This window comes from Aquimarina sp. AU58 (assembly GCF_900312745.1).
Lineage (GTDB): Bacteria > Bacteroidota > Bacteroidia > Flavobacteriales > Flavobacteriaceae > Aquimarina > Aquimarina spinulae.
This window is the reverse complement of record NZ_OMPD01000013.1, coordinates 18,401-35,878: the sequence shown is the minus strand read 5'-3', so window position 1 is coordinate 35,878 and position 17,478 is coordinate 18,401. Positions and strand designations below refer to the sequence as shown.

At 33.4% G+C, this 17,478-nt stretch carries 16 protein-coding genes; 5 read left to right on the top strand and 11 right to left on the bottom strand.

The window, feature by feature from the left end; genetic code table 11:
* Positions 1 to 31: 31 nt before the first annotated feature.
* The 3 genes from DK441_RS10465 to uvrC all read right to left on the bottom strand — a co-directional run bounded on the left by DK441_RS10465 (position 32) and on the right by uvrC (position 5,453).
* Positions 32 to 1,189 carry a homogentisate 1,2-dioxygenase gene (locus DK441_RS10465; protein ID WP_109098689.1) on the bottom strand — a complete coding sequence of 386 codons (1,158 nt, stop codon included), beginning with the start codon at positions 1,187 to 1,189 and terminating at the stop codon, positions 32 to 34.
* Between the two features lie 179 nt (positions 1,190 to 1,368).
* Entirely contained in the window at positions 1,369 to 3,651 is a 2,283-nt protein-coding gene (locus DK441_RS10460) for a patatin-like phospholipase family protein (protein ID WP_109098688.1), read from the bottom strand.
* Positions 3,652 to 3,653: 2 nt separating this feature from the next.
* Positions 3,654 to 5,453, bottom strand: coding sequence for an excinuclease ABC subunit UvrC (gene uvrC / locus DK441_RS10455; protein WP_109098687.1), 1,800 nt, complete (start codon positions 5,451 to 5,453; stop codon positions 3,654 to 3,656).
* A gap of 165 nt (positions 5,454 to 5,618) precedes the next feature.
* Between uvrC and DK441_RS10450 the strand changes: the two genes are divergently transcribed.
* From DK441_RS10450 to DK441_RS10430, 5 genes are all read left to right on the top strand, one after another.
* A complete protein-coding gene (locus tag DK441_RS10450; protein ID WP_235015750.1) occupies positions 5,619 to 6,047 on the top strand; it encodes a RimK/LysX family protein in 429 nt (142 codons plus the stop codon).
* Positions 6,047 to 6,919, top strand: a complete 873-nt coding sequence (rimK, locus tag DK441_RS10445) for a 30S ribosomal protein S6--L-glutamate ligase (RefSeq protein ID WP_109098685.1) — start codon at positions 6,047 to 6,049, stop codon at positions 6,917 to 6,919. The genes DK441_RS10450 and rimK overlap by 1 nt, the downstream gene beginning before the upstream one ends.
* Before the next feature lie 4 nt (positions 6,920 to 6,923).
* Entirely contained in the window at positions 6,924 to 7,904 is a 981-nt protein-coding gene (locus DK441_RS10440) for a succinylglutamate desuccinylase/aspartoacylase family protein (protein WP_109098684.1), read from the top strand.
* Complete coding sequence (locus DK441_RS10435) at positions 7,897 to 8,466, top strand: 5-formyltetrahydrofolate cyclo-ligase (RefSeq protein WP_109098683.1); 570 nt, start codon at positions 7,897 to 7,899, stop codon at positions 8,464 to 8,466. Before DK441_RS10440 ends, DK441_RS10435 begins: the two co-directional genes overlap by 8 nt.
* Positions 8,467 to 8,535: 69 nt before the next feature.
* A complete protein-coding gene (locus tag DK441_RS10430; protein WP_109098682.1) occupies positions 8,536 to 8,937 on the top strand; it encodes a response regulator in 402 nt (133 codons plus the stop codon).
* A 19-nt stretch (positions 8,938 to 8,956) separates the two neighbouring features.
* Here the strand turns inward: DK441_RS10430 and DK441_RS10425 are convergent, their stop codons facing one another.
* From DK441_RS10425 to DK441_RS10390, 8 genes are all read right to left on the bottom strand, one after another.
* Complete coding sequence (locus tag DK441_RS10425; RefSeq protein WP_109098681.1) at positions 8,957 to 9,559, bottom strand: lipoprotein signal peptidase; 603 nt, start codon at positions 9,557 to 9,559, stop codon at positions 8,957 to 8,959.
* Between the two features lie 272 nt (positions 9,560 to 9,831).
* Positions 9,832 to 10,545, bottom strand: coding sequence for a hypothetical protein (locus DK441_RS10420; RefSeq protein WP_109098680.1), 714 nt, complete (start codon positions 10,543 to 10,545; stop codon positions 9,832 to 9,834).
* 35 nt (positions 10,546 to 10,580) lie between these two features.
* Complete coding sequence (locus DK441_RS10415; protein WP_109098679.1) at positions 10,581 to 11,336, bottom strand: DUF4097 family beta strand repeat-containing protein; 756 nt, start codon at positions 11,334 to 11,336, stop codon at positions 10,581 to 10,583.
* 25 nt (positions 11,337 to 11,361) lie between these two features.
* Complete coding sequence (locus DK441_RS10410; protein WP_109098884.1) at positions 11,362 to 12,156, bottom strand: HEAT repeat domain-containing protein; 795 nt, start codon at positions 12,154 to 12,156, stop codon at positions 11,362 to 11,364.
* A gap of 5 nt (positions 12,157 to 12,161) precedes the next feature.
* Positions 12,162 to 12,695: an RNA polymerase sigma factor gene (locus DK441_RS10405; protein WP_109098678.1), complete on the bottom strand. Its 534-nt coding sequence runs from the start codon at positions 12,693 to 12,695 to the stop codon at positions 12,162 to 12,164.
* A 136-nt stretch (positions 12,696 to 12,831) separates the two neighbouring features.
* Positions 12,832 to 13,215 carry a TraR/DksA C4-type zinc finger protein gene (locus DK441_RS10400; protein WP_074406893.1) on the bottom strand — a complete coding sequence of 128 codons (384 nt, stop codon included), beginning with the start codon at positions 13,213 to 13,215 and terminating at the stop codon, positions 12,832 to 12,834.
* Between the two features lie 5 nt (positions 13,216 to 13,220).
* The gene (gene ileS / locus DK441_RS10395; RefSeq protein WP_109098677.1) at positions 13,221 to 16,625 is read right to left on the bottom strand and encodes an isoleucine--tRNA ligase; all 3,405 of its coding nucleotides are present in this window, start codon (positions 16,623 to 16,625) and stop codon (positions 13,221 to 13,223) included.
* A gap of 273 nt (positions 16,626 to 16,898) precedes the next feature.
* On the bottom strand, positions 16,899 to 17,453 hold the full coding sequence (locus DK441_RS10390; protein WP_109098676.1) for a hypothetical protein: 555 nt from the start codon (positions 17,451 to 17,453) through the stop codon (positions 16,899 to 16,901).
* Positions 17,454 to 17,478 lie beyond the last annotated feature (25 nt).

The following is a 17,478-nucleotide window of genomic DNA, read 5'->3' as shown; positions in this document are numbered from 1 at the left end:
GCTATTTTGGTTATAAAACATTTTCTAAAGGTTACTCAAGCCAGGATTTATGGTAATCTTCGTCGGCTATTTTCATAGCCTCTTCGGTAACCATAAGAGGTTTAAAGGTGTCCACCATAACAGCTAATTCATCGGTTTTGGTTTTTCCAATACTTCGTTCTACTGCCCCGGGATGAGGACCGTGTGGTATCCCGGCAGGATGTAAGGAAATATGCCCTGCATCAATGTCATTTCTACTCATAAAATCACCATCTACATAGTATAACACTTCATCACTATCTATATTACTATGATTATAGGGTGCAGGAATACTGTCTGGGTGGTAATCATATAGTCTTGGTACAAAAGAACAAATTACAAAAGCATCGGTCTCGAATGTTTGGTGCACTGGTGGCGGTTGATGTATTCTACCAGTAATAGGTTCGAAGTCGTGTATCGAAAAAGCATAGGGGAAATTAAATCCATCATATCCTACTACATCAAATGGATGTGTTGCATAGATCATATCAAAAATTTCGTCCTGCTTTTTTACTTTAATTAAAAAATCTCCTTTTTCATCATTAGTTTCTAATTCATAAGGAGCTCTAATGTCACGTTCGCAAAACGGAGAATGTTCTAGTAATTGCCCAAACCAGTTACGGTATCTTTTTGGAGTATAAATTGGTCTTCTTGATTCTACAATAAACAATCGATTATCAGAAGTATCAAAATCGAGTTTGTAAATAGTTCCTCTGGGAATTAAAATATAGTCTCCATATTTAAAATCGAGATTACCTAAGTGACTTCGAAACTTTCCGCTTCCGCGATGAATAAAAATTAATTCGTCGGCATCAGTATTTTTATAAAAATAATCGGTAGTGGACTCCTGCGGAGCAGATAAAATAATGCTTGCATCACTATTGGTTAATACATTTTTTCTACTTTGTAGATAATCCTTTTCTGGATCCACTTTGAAACCGTGAAATCTATAAGATTTGATATTGTTTTTTATAGCTACTTTGGGAGCTACACTATAGCTTCCTTTGATTTCTTTTACTTGTGTTGGTCTATGACAATGGTATAAGTTGGTCGACATTCCGTCAAAACCTATTGTTCCAAATAATTGTTCATAATATAAATTACCATCTGGTTTTTTAAAGATGGTGTGACGTTTTGGAGGGATTTCCCCAAGAGTATGATAAAAAGGCATGATGTTGCAAATTTAAAATATTAACTACTTTTTTTGATAAGACAATAATAAACAGCAAATCTACCTTATTCGGGATTGCGCTTAATAAGGTAGTGTAGTAGTAATAATAAATCCTGCCAAAACAAGTTCATAACATTACAAATATCGTAAATATTTCTATTCTTTCGTAGTATAATTTTTTAAAACCAAAAACCGATGCTAAAAAACCAGCTACTTTCGTCTAGTTCTGGGGAGTAAGAATATTTGACTTGTATTGGTCCAGCAAAGGTATCCAGGCCGTACCCCAAGGCATATCCAGAAAATTCTGGATCTTCAAACCATTTTCCGGTACTAAATAGTTTATTGCCTACATTTGCAAAGTTGGCAGATGCGTTAATATGGTTCTTTTTAAATATCTCATAATCTACAGATAGTAAGGCTTTCACAAAACTTTGTCCTGTCATTCCAAAAAAATCATATCCATAAAAAGGAATAAAATTATTAATGGTTTTAGCGCCAAAACCTCCAAGTAGAAAATCGAGAGAACTTAGGGAAGTATTTCCAATTTTAGTACCCGCTTCCAGACTAATATTCATAGAAAGCGTGTTGTATAAAGGTGTAGCGAACCCTAATTGCGCTTTAGTAATTGAGAATTCATCAAAACTTTCAGTAAAGTCAGAAGAAAAAAGATAAGTATGAATATCACCTTCAAATAAAAATCCACGCTTCGGAAAATATTTGTTGTCATATGTATCTAATTTAATATATCCAAAGGCACTCCAATAATCACTATCTTCAAATACAGTTCTTGGAATTTGATTTTCATCTTCTCCAAACGTTTCAGAAATAATACTAAGGCGTTTATATTCTGCACCTAATCCAACAGAAAAGGTTTGTTGTAATAAGGTTTCTGCATAGATTTGTGCATTATAGTCGGTATAATCTACATCGATAGTATTAATATCTAAATCAGGGATTTCTCCAAATCTTCCTATAAAATCAAAATCAATTGCTTTTTTAAAATTGGTATAGCGAAATTTTAGTCCGGTACTCCAATAAAAACCTTTATCAATATAGTAGTCCAGGTTATAACGAATGTTATCACCTAAAGCTATATCGGCAGAAAATACATCATTGTCAAATAATAGGCTTTTTCTGGTAACATTAATTAAGGCTGCAGTTTGATATAGATCATCATAATGAAGTGCAAAACGTAATAACATTTTGTTGTCACTCTCTTTTACATTAAGTATTAGGTGTTTACCATCTTTTGTATCGATGAGTTTGTGGCTTACGCGATCAAAGTTTCCTGTTGCAGATAAGTTGTTAATGCCTTCATTTAATTTTCCGTAAGTTGTAACACTAGGAGTTTTTAGTTTTAACTTCCCTTTGATGTAGGCTCTTGTATATCTTTCATTTCCTGCAATGGCTAAACTGCTTACCAATATGTTTTCTGAGTTTTTAGCAATTACAGGATTCTTTGGTCCAGGTTTTTGACGCATTGCAATTGCTTTGAGCTTTTCATAGTTTGCAAATGCAGCTTTTTCTCCATTAGCAATGATTTTATCAGCCTGGTCAAAAGATATTACCGAAAAATCTGTTATCGAAGGTTTAATGTATAAATCTGTTTCAGAAACTTTATTTTTCATAGCTTCATAAGTTCTGAAGTTATTTATTTGAAGCATGATATCGGTTACCGAAGTTAGTTGGTCCCTAGACATTAAACTGTCTTGTACATCAATTCCTATAACTATTTCGGCTCCTTTTTCTTTAATTTCTTTAACAGGATAGTTATTGGTCACTCCTCCATCTGTCATTAAAATTCCATTTAATTCTACCGGGCTAAAAACAGAGGGTAATGCACCACTGGCAGCAACAGCATCGGGCAAGTATCCTTTGTCCAGAAGTACTTGTTCTCCGGTTTCAATATTAGTCGCCATACAGAAAAAGGGGATTGGGAGATTGTTAAAATCGCGTACTTCACTTACATGAGCTGTAAATCTTGAGAATTGGTTATAAAAATTCTGCCCTTTAGATAACCCTTTGGGTAAACCGATTTTAAATTTATCAAAAGGAAGAGTTACTGCATATTTTTCTGAGTCTTCTCGTTCATAAAAAGTTTTGGCACTTCTCGGAAGTTCATCTTGTATAAATGCATCAAAGTCAACAGCTCTAAAGATAGAGTCGAGTTCTGCTGCACGATATCCAGAGGCATATAAAGCTCCTACAATAGCTCCCATACTGGTACCACCAATGTAATCGATACGTACTCCCGCATCTTCTATTATTTTTAGAGCGCCAATATGAGCAAGTCCTTTTGCACCACCTCCGCTTAAGACTAATCCTATTTTTACATCTTCTATAGCGGGATCATCATGAATCTCTAAGGGTTGTTTTTCTTGCGACCAAATTATATCAGGAATAAGGAACACTAAAAGTAGTATTCCGGATAAAAAAAATCTTAATGTATTGTGTCTGGCCACGCTTATTCTTTTTTAGAAAGATAATAATTGTACACTTTGGTTGCGCGCGAATCTCCAATCACTTCACTTAATTCGTGTTTAGAAGCTTCACTTATTCTTTTTACAGATCTAAAGGTTTTTAATAATTCTATAACGGTTTTTTCTCCAATCCCAGGAATTAAATCTAATTCGGTGTCCAAAGCAGCTTTGCTTCTTTTTTGTCTATGGAAGGTGATTCCGAATCGATGTGCTTCATTTCGTAAATGTTGTATAACCTTTAGAGACTCTGATTTTTTATCTAAATATAGTGGTATAGAATCTCCGGGATAGTAAATCTCTTCTAGTCGCTTGGCAATACCGATTATGGTTATTTTTCCTCTTAAACCTAATGTGTCCAGAGCTTTTAATCCTGAAGAAAGCTGCCCTTTTCCTCCGTCTACAATTACTAGTTGTGGTAATGGCTGGTCCTCTTCGGTTAATCGTTTGTAACGTCGATATACAACTTCTTCCATAGAAGCAAAATCATTAGCACCTTCTACTGTTTTTATATTAAATTTTCTGTACTCTTTCTTGCTGGGTTTTCCATTTTTAAATACTACACAGGCGGCAACAGGATTAGTCCCTTGAATATTCGAATTATCAAAACATTCTATATGTCTTGGCTCTTCGGGTAGCCTTAAGTCTTTTTTCATTTGTGCCATCAGACGTTTTATATGCCGATCTGGGTCCATGATCTTGATTTGCTTAAAACGTTCTTGTCTATGGTATTTTGCATTTCTTAAAGATAGGTCTACGATCTTTTTTTTATCACCTAATTGTGGTATTGTGATTTTTAGACCTTCTCCTACTTCTACATTAAAAGGAACAAATATTTCTTTGGATGTAGAGTTAAAACGTTGCCTGAGTTCGATAATGGCAAGTTCTAAAAGTTCTTTGTCAGATTCGTCCAATTTCTTTTTAACTTCTGTAGTGTGAGATCTAATTATAGCACCATAGGACAGTTGAAGAAAATTTATATACCCATAGGATTCATCTGATATGATAGAAAACACATCGACATTACTTATCTTAGGATTCACCACTGTTGATCTTGCCTGATAGTTTTCTAGTATTTGTATTTTTTCCTTAATCCGCTGGGCATCTTCAAACTCCATTTTCTCTGCATGTATCATCATTTGGTTCCTAAAACGATTTAGAGAATCTTTAAAATTTCCTTTCACAATTTGACGAATGGCTTCAAGGTTTTCGAGATATTCTTTTTCATCTTGTAATCCTTCGCAAGGCCCTTTGCAATTGCCCAGATGATACTCTAAACAAACTTTATATTTTCCATTATTTATTTTTTCCTGAGATAAATCATAAGTGCATGTTCTAAGCTGATATAGTTCTTTGATAAGATCCAAAAGCACATGTACTGTTTTTACCGAAGTATAAGGGCCATAATACTCTGAGCCATCTTTGATAAGATTACGAGTAAGAAATATCCTTGAGAAACGCTCTTTTTTGATACAAATCCATGGATATGTCTTATCATCTTTAAGCATGACATTAAACCTGGGTAAATATTTTTTAATCAGATTGTTTTCTAGTAACAGAGCATCTGTTTCTGTTTCGACAACAATATGTTTTATAGTATGAATTTTCTTTACAAGAACCTTAGTTTTATAGTTATCGTGATTTTTTGTAAAGTAAGAAGAGACTCTTTTTTTTAAGTTCTTTGCTTTTCCTACATAAAGCAATGTGTCGTCTTTATCATAATATTGATATACTCCAGGACTGGTAGGTAATATTTTAATTTGTATGTCTAAAGTAGCTTCTTGCATATTCTAATGGTAAAGTTAAGGGTTTACCTGAATTGTAATGCAAATATTGAGAGTTTAAATTTTTGTTAATTACTGTTCGTGTTATGGTTTTCTATTAAATAGAGAAGATGTAATACAATGCTTATTGATTTTTATTACATTAGTAGCAAATATCAATCATATCTTTTGGAGAAAGAAAAGAAAATAATTGGCAGAACTGATAAAGTGGATTTTCCTCTTTTAGAGCTAAAAGGTATCGATGCCAAAATCGATACAGGAGCATATACTTCATCTATTCATTGTATCGATATCAGAGAGATTGATCAAACATTGCAATGCAGTCTTCTTGATGCAACGCATTCAGAATATAATGGTAAAAAATTTACATTTAAAAATTACGATATTACAGCAGTAAAAAGTAATAATGGAAAAGTAGAAGTGCGATATGCCATTAGAACACAGATTATTGTATTTGATAAAACGTACCCCATAACCCTTACATTATCTTCTCGCGATGATATGCGTTTTCCAGTATTGATTGGACGCAAATTTTTAAGCGGTAAGTTTTTAGTTGACCCTCAATTAGAAAATCAGTCTTATAATCAAAATTTGTAATGAACATTAAAATCTTGTCTCGTGGTACGAGTTTGTATTCTACTAATGCCTTAGTTCAAGCAGCAGTAAAGCGCAAGCATAATGTACAGGTGATAGACCCTCTTAATTGTGATATTATTATTGAAAAACAAAAGCCTGAAATTTATTATCGAGGTAAAAAACTAGATCATGTAGATGCTGTGATTCCCAGAATTGGAGCTTCTATCACTTTTTATGGGACTGCAGTAGTACGCCAGTTTGAGTTAATGAATGTATTTACTACACTTAAGTCACAAGCATTACTACAATCGAGAGATAAACTAAGAAGTTTACAAATATTATCTAAAGCAGGATTGGGACTTCCCAAAACAGTATTTACCAATTATTCTAAAGATGTTTCTGAAGTGATATCTCATGTAGGAGGAGCCCCTCTAATTATTAAATTACTAGAAGGTACTCAGGGGTTAGGTGTTGTATTGGCCGAAACTAAAACGGCTGCAGAATCGGTGTTAGAAGCGTTTAATGGGCTACAGGCTCGCGTAATTGTACAAGAATTTATAAAAGAAGCCAAAGGAGCAGATATTAGAGTTCTTGTTGTTGATGAACAAGTCGTTGGAGCTATGAAAAGACAAGGGAAAGAAGGTGAGTTTCGATCTAATTTACATAGAGGAGGTACCGCATCAGTGATTACCCTTAGTGAAGAAGAAGAACAGGCAGCTATAAAGGCGGCGAAAGCTTTAAAAATAGGTGTGGCAGGTGTAGATATGCTACAAAGTGATAGAGGACCTCTTATTCTCGAAGTTAATTCTTCTCCCGGATTAGAAGGTATAGAAAACGCTACAGGAAAAGATATCGCAAAAACCATTATTCGTTATATTGAAAGAAGTTTATAGCACAATGACCAAAGTAACAGAAAAAAATATACTTAATATTCTTGGTAAAGAAGTATTACCTGGCACGAGTGCAACTATAAATTTTAATATAGCCAAGTTATATACTTCTACCAAAGTAGAAATACCGATAATTATAGAAAGATCAAAAAAACCAGGTCCTACAGTACTTATTACAGCAGGAATTCATGGAGATGAGATCAATGGAGTAGAAGTTGTAAGGCAAATTATTGCTAGAAAAATCAATAAGCCTGCAAAAGGTAGTATTATATGTATCCCTGTACTTAATGTATTTGGGTTTTTAAGTATGGATCGATTTTTTCCTGATGGTCGAGATCTTAACAGGGTTTTTCCAGGAACCAAAAATGGGTCTCTAGCAAGTCGTTTTGCCTATCAATTTATAAATGAGATTTTACCAACAGCAGATTTTTGTTTAGATTTTCATACAGGGGGAGCCAGTAGATTTAATGCTCCGCATATTAGAGTGGATCCTAAGAATGAAAGATTGATAGAGTTAGCAAAGATTTTTAATGCCCCATTTACTCTTTTTTCTAAGAATCTAGAGGGGTCATATCGAGCTACTTGTGCCAAGAAAGGAAAGGACATATTATTGTTTGAAGGAGGAAAATCTCAAAACAGTAGCAAAGAAATAGCAAGAGAAGGAGTGCAGGGGACTATGCGAATCTTGGACTATCTGGGAATGCTCAAAGTCGAATTCGAAGCTCCAGTTCGTGATTCTGATACTCAGATTGTTATAAAAAGTGTATGGATGCGCGCAAAATACAGCGGTTTATTACATATTAAAGTGCCCATTGGTAAACATGTAGAAAAAGGAGAGGTTATGGCAACAATTACAGACCCTTATGGTAAAATGAGACATGTGGTTAAAGCAAATAATGAAGGATATGTTATCAATTTAAATGAGTCCTCGATTGTGTATAAAGGAGATGCTATTTTTCGTATAACCAAAGAATTAGTAAATGAATAAAAAAGAACTGCGTACTAAATATAAAACCCTTAGGTCTCATTTAAGTAACGAAGAAGTTGAGAAATTAAGTATTGATATCGCAAACCGATTACTCGAGCTACCTGTTTGGGAAAAGTCGTATTATCATATTTTTCTATCTATTCATCAAAAGAAAGAAATCAATACAGAGTTTTTGTTGAATATTCTTCTGGGAAAGGATAAAAACGTAATCGTGTCAAAAAGTAATTTTAAGGACAATACATTGCAGCATTTTTTACTTACAGACACTACTGCATTAAAAGTAAATTCCTGGGGAATTCCTGAGCCAGTTGATGGCATCCCGATCCCCGAAGATAAAATAGAAGTAGTTTTTGTACCGTTACTAGCATTTGATCAAAATGGAAATAGAGTAGGTTACGGAAAAGGATTTTATGATAAGTTTTTGGCAAAATGTAATCCCAATACTTTAAAAATCGGTCTTTCTTTTTTTTCTGCTGAAGAAGAAATAGAAAATGTAACTGCCTCAGACATACCACTTGATTTTTGTGTTACTCCAACAAAAGTGTATTCGATTAAGAAATAAATAGAGGTTTCCTAAATTAAGAAATACTTTTGTATATTTCGATATCTTTAATTTTGTACGCTATAAAAAATGCCCCAAAATATAGAAAGCGTTTGTATCATTGATGATGACCTTATTTATATTAATCTGGTAAGTAAGATCATTGAACTAAAAAAACTATCAGAATCTGTTTTGATTTTTAATAATGGTAAAGAAGCTTTAGATTTTTTTCTACAATCCTTACAGCAAGAAGAAAACGAAGAGATACCACAGATTATCTTTTTAGACCTTAATATGCCAGTGATGGATGGTTGGGAATTTTTGAATGAGTTTTCTAAAATCAAAAATCAAATTAGAAAAAAAATTGACCTTTATGTAGTAAGTTCTTCAATAGACTCCAGAGATATAGAACGTGCCAAATCTATCGATATAGTATCAGATTATCTTACCAAACCCATTAAGTTAAATGACTTCGAGAGGATATTGATCTAGTTAGAGTTTAAGATCTGTTTTATTTTTTTGGGAATGCTTTTTTATTAAAAACAATCAATAGAAATACACCAATACTTATTGCAGAATCAGCAATATTAAATACAGGATCAAAGAATGAAAAATGTTTGCCTCCCATAAACGGAATCCAATCTGGCAAAATATCATCATAGAAAGTAAACTGAATCATATCGACCACTTTACCATAAAAAACACTTTCGTAACCACCGCCTTCTGGTAAGAAACTTGCAATCTCTACAGGTGTACTTTCATTAAATAAAATACCATAAAATATAGAATCAATAATGTTTCCAAAAGCACCGGCAAAAATAAATGCAATACAAAAAGTAAGAATAGTAGGACTGTTTTTACGAACAGAATCATACAACCAATATCCGATACCGGTGATGGCCACCAATCTAAATAGAGTAAGAACCAGTTTCCCATAATTCCCAGGAAGTTCAAATCCCCAGGCCATGCCTTTGTTTTCTACAAATATGATACGAAACCAACCAAATACCTCTACACTTTCATGAAGAGTAAAATGAGTTTTAATATAAATTTTGGTGATCTGATCAATAAGTAACACTAAAATTATAACTAAAATAGATTTCTTTAAGGACATATAGTACTGGTTTGCTTGGGTGCTAAAAGCGACGGACAAAAATAGTGTTTTATTAGTGAATCTCAAATTTGCAGAGTCCGAAAGACAAATTCAAATGTGCAAATAGAGTCAATCCCTCTTATTTATTAAGGTTTCTTCGATTTTTTTTTTATCATTTTACTCTCCTAAATGCTTTTATCAGTACCAACTACTTAAAAAAGTTTAACCATCTCATTATAAAATGCTTGAGATGGTTAAACTTTTTTATACCTAAAATGATATTTTTTGCAGTATTATTGCTTTCTAATGAATATGCTACCACTTACAGTTCCTAGTTTTAGTTGGCTTCTTGCATCTCCAAAAGTACCGGTTACTTTGCTTCCTACTATCCTATTTTTACCATGATCAAATTTCATGTCTTTATCAGAATAAATCATTCCGGTAACTGTTTCGGCTTTTAATCTCGATTTTGAGACATTAATATCAATATCACCACTTATGGTTTTAAGATTAAGATCTCCGTTATAGTTTTTAATATCAATATTTCCGCTAATAATATCTACAATTAGTTCTCCCTGGTAGTTTTCAGACTCAACATTTCCAGAAATACTTTTTACTCTTAGTGTAGAATTTTTTGGAAGATACAGAGTATACATAGCATCGATGTCTAAATTATTGCAAGGCCCCCAATTGTTTTTATTGTCAGATCCACGTTCTTTCTTCCATTTATCGAATAGATCACCATAGTCTGATGATATATCCAGAACAGATGAAGTGTTTTTTATTTTTAAGTTAAAATAATCATCAAATTCTCCGCCATTAATGCTTACGTTGGCTTTTAATGACACGTTGCTTTTATCCCATGTTTTGATAACGATGTCTTGGGCAAATTTAAATTCTACCTTGATTAGATCAGCAGAAGTAGTAAGTTCTTTTTGGATTACTTTTTGCGCTTGTATTTGTAATGAAACAAAACACAGCAGGATGAGTTTTAATACAGTTTTCATGTTCGTTGTTTTTTTTGATTAATTGATGACCTCGATTATTTTTTTCTCAGGTAAATATTTCCTGTAGATGACCTTAGTGTAATATCAACTCCACCATTATTAATTTGGGTATTGATAGCTCTTTTACCACTAATTACCTTCATGTTTTTATGTTCAACAGGGAATTTTATATCAAAATCGGTATATATTTCTCCCATAGAAGTCTTTAATTCTAAGTTTGCCGGAGTGCTTGATGGCAGACTTACGTCGATTGCTCCTGTAGCAGATACAATAGAAATTGGGGAACTTTGACTTACTTTGTCGAATACAATATTAATTTCACCAGTTGCCGTCTTAGCTACAATAGGACCAGTAACATTTTTTAATGTAATACCTCCTACATTGGTTCTTGCTTCTATTTCAGAAGAAAACCCGCTAAAAGATAAACTCCCCAGATTACTACTCTCTGTAGTAATGTTGATCTCTTTTGGGAGATAAATCTCTAAAGTTTCACTATGCATACCTTTAAGGTTTCTAATGATAAGAGTTTCTCCTTCTTTTTGAACGTAGATTCCTATACCGGTGTTATCGCTTCCACCAGAATATACTGCTTTTAATCCTCGGGCTTTTTCAGGAGTTTCTCTTCCTTCTCCCTTGATCAATACTTCATTTTGGCTGTGAGTTTTTGCTATAACTCCAGATTCTGAGGCTATTTTTACTTTTTTGATTCCTTGTAGAGAATGTTTATAATCTTGTGCAGTTAGATTTCCTACTACTATAAATACTAGTAATGCGATTGCTATTTTCTTCATGACTATTTGTTTTTTGATTGAATTTTTAAATTAAATTTGGTAACCCGATTTTGACCTGATCTTTTACATAATCGGGTGTTTCTTCATTCTGAAGTAATTTTTCCATAGAAGGAACTGCGCGTTTTTCCTGAATAGAAACTAATATTTGAATTAATTCAATTTGTATACCTGGATCTTGTTCAATATCCAAGGCATTGATTAATGCTTTACGAACCATCTCAGAATCCGAAAATTTTGCCAGTGCTTCTGCTGCAGCTAATCGCACATTGCTATGATCGTCATAATGCATTTTATTGATTAAAGCATTTAGGATGTCATTTCCTGGTTTTTCAAATTCCTCTGCATAGTTTACGGCTTGTAGGCGTTTGCTCGCAGATTCATTTTCTATTAAAGAAATGGTCATCGTTTGCTTCATTTGGTATTTTTCTTTTTCTAATACCGCCATTTCCTCAGAAAGTGATGCGGTGTTCTCTAGTTTTCCGTAGAAATACCCCGAAAAAACAAGTGCAATGGTTGCAGCGATCTGTAAAGCTGTTTTCCATGAACTTTTGGTTTTTGGGTTTAAGGATACAATCTTAGGATCATTGATTATCTCTTTTTCTTTCCTCAACATTTCTTCAAAGTTCATTTGTAAACTTTTATCCGGAAGTTCTTGAGAAGAAGTATCATGTATAGCTTCAAAAACGGTTTGAAGTTCTTGTAAGGCTGTTTTGCACTGCTTACAATTTTTAAGATGTGCTTCTACCTTTTGATATGTTTCCTGATCTAGATTATGATCTATATAATCGATCAGTTGATTTTGTATGTCTTTACAGTTCATAACAATTATATGTTTTGTAAATAATAATCTTTTAATTTATGGATAGCCCGATGAACTTTGGTTTTTACAGCTCCTGGTGTAGAGCCCGTAATCTCGGCTATTTCCTGGTATTTTATTCCTTGATATCTATTCATGACAACGAGCTCTTTATCGGTTTTATTAAGTTGATTTAATGCTCGGTATAATTCTTCACTAGTCTCTTTTATTTCAATATGATCTTGTTCTTTTTGCTCTATTTTATATTCAATATTTTCGAAACGTTGAGCGACTGTTTTTTGACTTTGATAATGATCGCTAAATATATTTCTGGCAATGGTATAGATCCATGATGAAAACTTTCCTTTTTTATAAGAAGTTCTATATTTAATTGCTTTATAGAAAACTTCTTGTGTAATGTCCTGGCTGATCTCTCGATCTCTTGTCATTTTTAATAAGAAATTAAAGATTTTGATATGGTATCTTTCAAAAAGGACACTCATTACATCCAGGTTGCCATTGGATACCAGAATCATTAATTCTTCGTCAGTTAGATTTTTCAAGATGTTACTCTTTTGGTTGGGTTCTATTACTAATACCTTGTTTTTTTAAAAAGGTTACATACAAGATAAAAAAAAGACCTCACTAGTTTAAAAAACCGGTGAGGTCAAATCTATAATTATAGATTATTTGTTTGTTTTAACTCTGCATATTTTTTGCTTCGATACTTAATGTAGCATGCGGAACCAGTTTTAATCGATCAGGATTAATTAATTTCCCTGTTACACGACAAATACCATATGTTTTGTTTTCAATACGTAATAAAGCATTCTTTAAATCGCGTACAAACTTTTCTTGTCTAATTGCAAGTTGTGTATTTGCTTCTTTAGACATCGTTTCACTTCCTTCTTCAAATGCCTTGAACGTTGGTGAAGTGTCATCTGTACCGTTATTTCCGTCATTTTTGTAAGCACTTCTTATTAATTCTAAATCTTTCTGTGCTTTTTCCATTTTCTCTACGATGATTTCCTTAAACATCGCTAAATCAGCGTCGCTGTACCTTACTTTGATATCTTCTGCCATACTTCTTAATGTTTTTTTATTATCAATTGGGTTGCAATGTCGTCAAACGCAATTTCTGTACCATTTATTACATCTGATGCAAATTCAATTGTCTCGGTTAAGGTTTCATTTTTAATATAATTCTCATTAGTGGCGATAGCTTCTTGAATGGCTTCATTTTCCTGAAAAACAATTTTTATCTTATCAGTCACCTCAAGACCACTATCTTTACGAATGTTTTGAATACGATTTATAAGTTCTCTGGCGATTCCTTCTTTTTTAAGCTCAGGACTTATCGTTACATCCAATGCTACAGTCAAAGCTCCAGAATTTGCTACTAACCAACCTTCAATATCCTGAGAGCTTATCTCTACATCATCGGTACCTAATGTAATAATTTTATCATTAATTTCTACATCAAAATGCCCTGTTTGTTCAAGAATTTTAATAGTTTCTTGATTGAAAGATTGTATCTTGTTGGCAATCAGCTTCATATATTTTCCAAAACGAGGGCCTAATGTTTTAAAATTAGGCTTGATTTGCTTTACCAGAATACCTGATGCATCATCTATAAGTTCTATTTCTTTAACATTAACCTCACTTTTTATAAGTTCTGCAATGTCATTGATTTCATTCTTTTCGGCTTCGTTTAGCACAGGAATCATAATTCGCTGTAATGGCTGTCGAACTTTGATTTTTTCTTTTTGACGAAGAGAAAGTGTCAAAGAAGATATGGTCTGGGCCTTTTGCATCTTGTGTTCTAAAGATGTATCTACAAAATCCTGATTATACTCAGGAAAATGTGCCAAATGAACACTTTCAAAAGCTTCTTTTTTGGTTCCCGTTACCAAATCTTTATATAATCGATCCATAAAAAATGGCGCTACCGGCGCTCCTAATTTAGCAATCGTTAGCATACAGGTGTATAATGTTTGATAAGCAGAAACTTTATCTTTTTGATAATCGCCTTTCCAGTATCTTCTTCTACTTAGGCGTACAAACCAGTTACTTAAATTTTCCTGAACAAAATCAGAGATTGCTCTGGTTGCCTTGGTAGGTTCGTAATCATTATAATAGGTATCTACATTTTTGATCAAGGTATGTAGTTCACTTAGAATCCAACGATCAATCTCGGGACGTTCTGCTAATGGGATATCCGCTTCAGTATACGTGAAATTGTCGATATTAGCATATAAAGTAAAGAATGAATACGTATTATATAGTGTACCGAAAAACTTACGGCGAACCTCTGCAATCCCTTCAGCATCAAATTTCAAGTTATCCCAGGGATTGGCATTACTAATCATATACCATCGGGTAGCGTCTGGTCCAAAAGTTTTTAAAGTCTCGAAAGGATCAGCTGCATTACCAAGTCTTTTAGACATTTTTTGGCCGTTTTTATCTAATACAAGACCATTAGATACTACATTTTTATAGGCAACATCATCAAAGATCATAGTTCCTATAGCATGTAACGTATAGAACCATCCACGAGTTTGATCTACTCCTTCGGCTATAAAATCGGCCTTTCTTCCTCCCGCTTCTACCTTTTCTTTATTCTCAAAAGGATAATGCCATTGTGCATAAGGCATTGATCCAGAGTCAAACCATACATCAATAAGATCGCTCTCACGTTTCATTGGTTTTCCCGAAGAAGATACCAGGATAATTTTGTCTACTACATTTTTATGAAGATCAATTTTGTCATAATTCTCTTCGCTCATATCACCAACAATAAAATCTGAGAATATATCTTTATCGAGCACTCCTGCATCAACAGCCTTTGTCATTTCGGCTTTTAATTCTTCGACAGAGCCAATGATAAGTTCTTCTTTACCATCTTCTGTTCTCCATATCGGTAATGGAACTCCCCAGAATCGAGATCGAGATAAATTCCAATCATTAGCATTAGCCAACCAGTTCCCAAAACGGCCTTCACCAGTTGCTTTAGGTTTCCAGTTAATACCCAAATTAAGCTCATGCATACGATCTTTAAAATCGGTTACTTTGATAAACCACGAGTCTAAAGGATAATATAAGATAGGCTTATCGGTACGCCAGCAATTTGGATAACTGTGTACATATTTTTCGACTTTAAAAGCTTTATTTTCTATTTTTAATTTAATGGCTATTTCTACATCTACAGATTTCTCTGGAGCTTCACCATCATCGTAATATTCATTTTTAACATATTTACCACCCAAATCACCCATTTGTGGGATAAATCGTCCTTGTAAATCTACAGTAGGTACAAGATTATCATTTTCATCAATTACTAATAATGCAGGTACTTCTGGCTTTGCTTGTTTAGCTACCAACGCATCATCTGCACCAAAAGTTGGCGAAGTATGTACTATTCCGGTTCCGTCTTCGGTAGTTACAAAATCACCGGCAATAATTCTAAAAGCATTCTCTGGATTATGATAAGGTTGTACATAATCTATAAGTTGTTCATATCGAATATCGACCAGATCTGCTCCTTTACATTCTTTTAAGATGAAATAAGGAATTTTTTTGTCTCCTTTTTTAAAAGTTGTAAGCTCTTCTTTAGTTTCTGCCTGCACAAATTTGCCAGCAAATTGCTTTCCTACCAAATTTTTTGCAAGAACAACATGAATCGGTTCAAAAGTATATTGATTAAATGTTTTTACAACTACATAATCAATTTTAAGACCTACTGTTAATGCTGTATTCGAAGGAAGAGTCCATGGAGTTGTCGTCCAGGCCAAAAAATAGATAGCTTCTTCTATCTCCTGCAAAAACGAAGGCAATGTTTCTTTTTTAGCTTTAAATTGAGCTACCACAGTAGTATCGGTAACATCCTGATACGTACCTGGCTGATTAAGTTCATGTGAGCTTAGTCCTGTACCTGCTTTAGGAGAGTACGGCTGTATTGTATATCCTTTGTATAATAATCCTTTTTTATAAATCTGAGAAAGTAACCACCATACACTTTCCATATACTTAGACTTATAGGTAATATATGGATCGTCCATATCTACCCAATATCCTATTTTTTGTGTAAGATCATTCCAGATATCGGTATAACGCATCACGGCTTTTTTACAAGCTTCATTATACTCTTCTACAGTGATTTTTTTACCAATATCTTCTTTGGTAATTCCTAATTCTTTTTCTACACCAAGTTCTATCGGAAGTCCGTGTGTATCCCACCCGGCTTTACGTTGTACCTGATATCCTTTTTGTGTTTTATACCGACAAAAAATATCTTTAATTGCACGAGCCATTACATGATGAATTCCCGGTAATCCATTTGCTGAAGGAGGGCCTTCAAAAAAGATAAACGGTTTTGCTTCATCTCGTTCACTAATACTTTTTTCAAATATGGTATTCTGTTGCCAGAAATCCAGTATTTCGTCAGCTACTTTAGGTAAGTCAAGTCCTTTATATTCAGGAAACTTCGTGCTCATTTGATCGTTCTTTCTATTAAGTGTGCGAAAATAAGGATTTTCTGGAAAAAAGAATAGAGATTATCTAGAATACCATAAAGTTTGTTGCCATATCATTTTGCTTTTTGATTTTAGCCTGGGTTAAAATAATTAGTTGGCGAAAAGAAGTAGATATAAGTGTTGTATTTGGAGATAAAAAAATAAGATCGTCTAAAAAGTAATTTTTAGACGATCCCATATAAATTTATTATCTCTGTAAAGTTTCGCAACCAGTTGATTTTGTTGGTGATAAAACTATTTCCAAGTAGCTTTTTTAGCTGCTTCATACATTTTTTCTACCTCTTCTAAAGTATAGTTGACCAAACTAAATCCAGTTGTCATTTCTAAAGCATCTCCTTTTTCATTCATTTTAACATAATTAAAATTGTGACTAGTTTCTCCATCCTCGGTTGTTTTGTAAATAAAACCATTTGAATCTTCTTTTATCAATTCAAACCCCTCTTCCTCTTGACTTAATTCCTTATGAAAAGCTACAAGTTCGTCTAATGTTCTTTCAGAAGGCGCACTATCCATATTTATCTCTAGCTTAAATTTATCTTTTGTTATACCTAAACTTATTGTTTTTACACCATCAATTTCTCCAGCACCCATTCCTTCTCCTATAGTAGCTTCTCTTGGTCCTTCAATAATTGTAGGGATTCCTTTTTCTGATAAGTCATAAGAAGCTACAGCTGAAGTTTCGGCTATTGTTTCTTCACTATCATTTGATGTAGTATTATTTTTTTCTCCACAAGAAGCTAAAATTAGAGAGAAAATAAAACTGATGATTACTAGAGTATTTTTTTTCATAAGTATTGTTTTTAAGTTTTTATTA

Excerpts from the sequence above, each read along its gene's own strand:
- DK441_RS10390 (WP_109098676.1), bottom strand. The coding sequence starts at position 17,453 with ATGAAAAAAAATACTCTAGTAATCATCAGTTTTATTTTCTCTCTAATT.
- DK441_RS10420 (WP_109098680.1), bottom strand. The coding sequence starts at position 10,545 with ATGAAAACTGTATTAAAACTCATCCTGCTGTGTTTTGTTTCATTACAA.
- ileS (WP_109098677.1), bottom strand. The coding sequence starts at position 16,625 with ATGAGCACGAAGTTTCCTGAATATAAAGGACTTGACTTACCTAAAGTA.
- uvrC (WP_109098687.1), bottom strand. The coding sequence starts at position 5,453 with ATGCAAGAAGCTACTTTAGACATACAAATTAAAATATTACCTACCAGT.
- DK441_RS10400 (WP_074406893.1), bottom strand. The coding sequence starts at position 13,215 with ATGGCAGAAGATATCAAAGTAAGGTACAGCGACGCTGATTTAGCGATG.
- DK441_RS10425 (WP_109098681.1), bottom strand. The coding sequence starts at position 9,559 with ATGTCCTTAAAGAAATCTATTTTAGTTATAATTTTAGTGTTACTTATT.
- DK441_RS10435 (WP_109098683.1), top strand. The coding sequence starts at position 7,897 with ATGAATAAAAAAGAACTGCGTACTAAATATAAAACCCTTAGGTCTCAT.
- DK441_RS10415 (WP_109098679.1), bottom strand. The coding sequence starts at position 11,336 with ATGAAGAAAATAGCAATCGCATTACTAGTATTTATAGTAGTAGGAAAT.
- DK441_RS10465 (WP_109098689.1), bottom strand. The coding sequence starts at position 1,189 with ATGCCTTTTTATCATACTCTTGGGGAAATCCCTCCAAAACGTCACACC.
- DK441_RS10410 (WP_109098884.1), bottom strand. The coding sequence starts at position 12,156 with ATGAACTGTAAAGACATACAAAATCAACTGATCGATTATATAGATCAT.
- DK441_RS10430 (WP_109098682.1), top strand. The coding sequence starts at position 8,536 with ATGCCCCAAAATATAGAAAGCGTTTGTATCATTGATGATGACCTTATT.
- rimK (WP_109098685.1), top strand. The coding sequence starts at position 6,047 with ATGAACATTAAAATCTTGTCTCGTGGTACGAGTTTGTATTCTACTAAT.
- DK441_RS10440 (WP_109098684.1), top strand. The coding sequence starts at position 6,924 with ATGACCAAAGTAACAGAAAAAAATATACTTAATATTCTTGGTAAAGAA.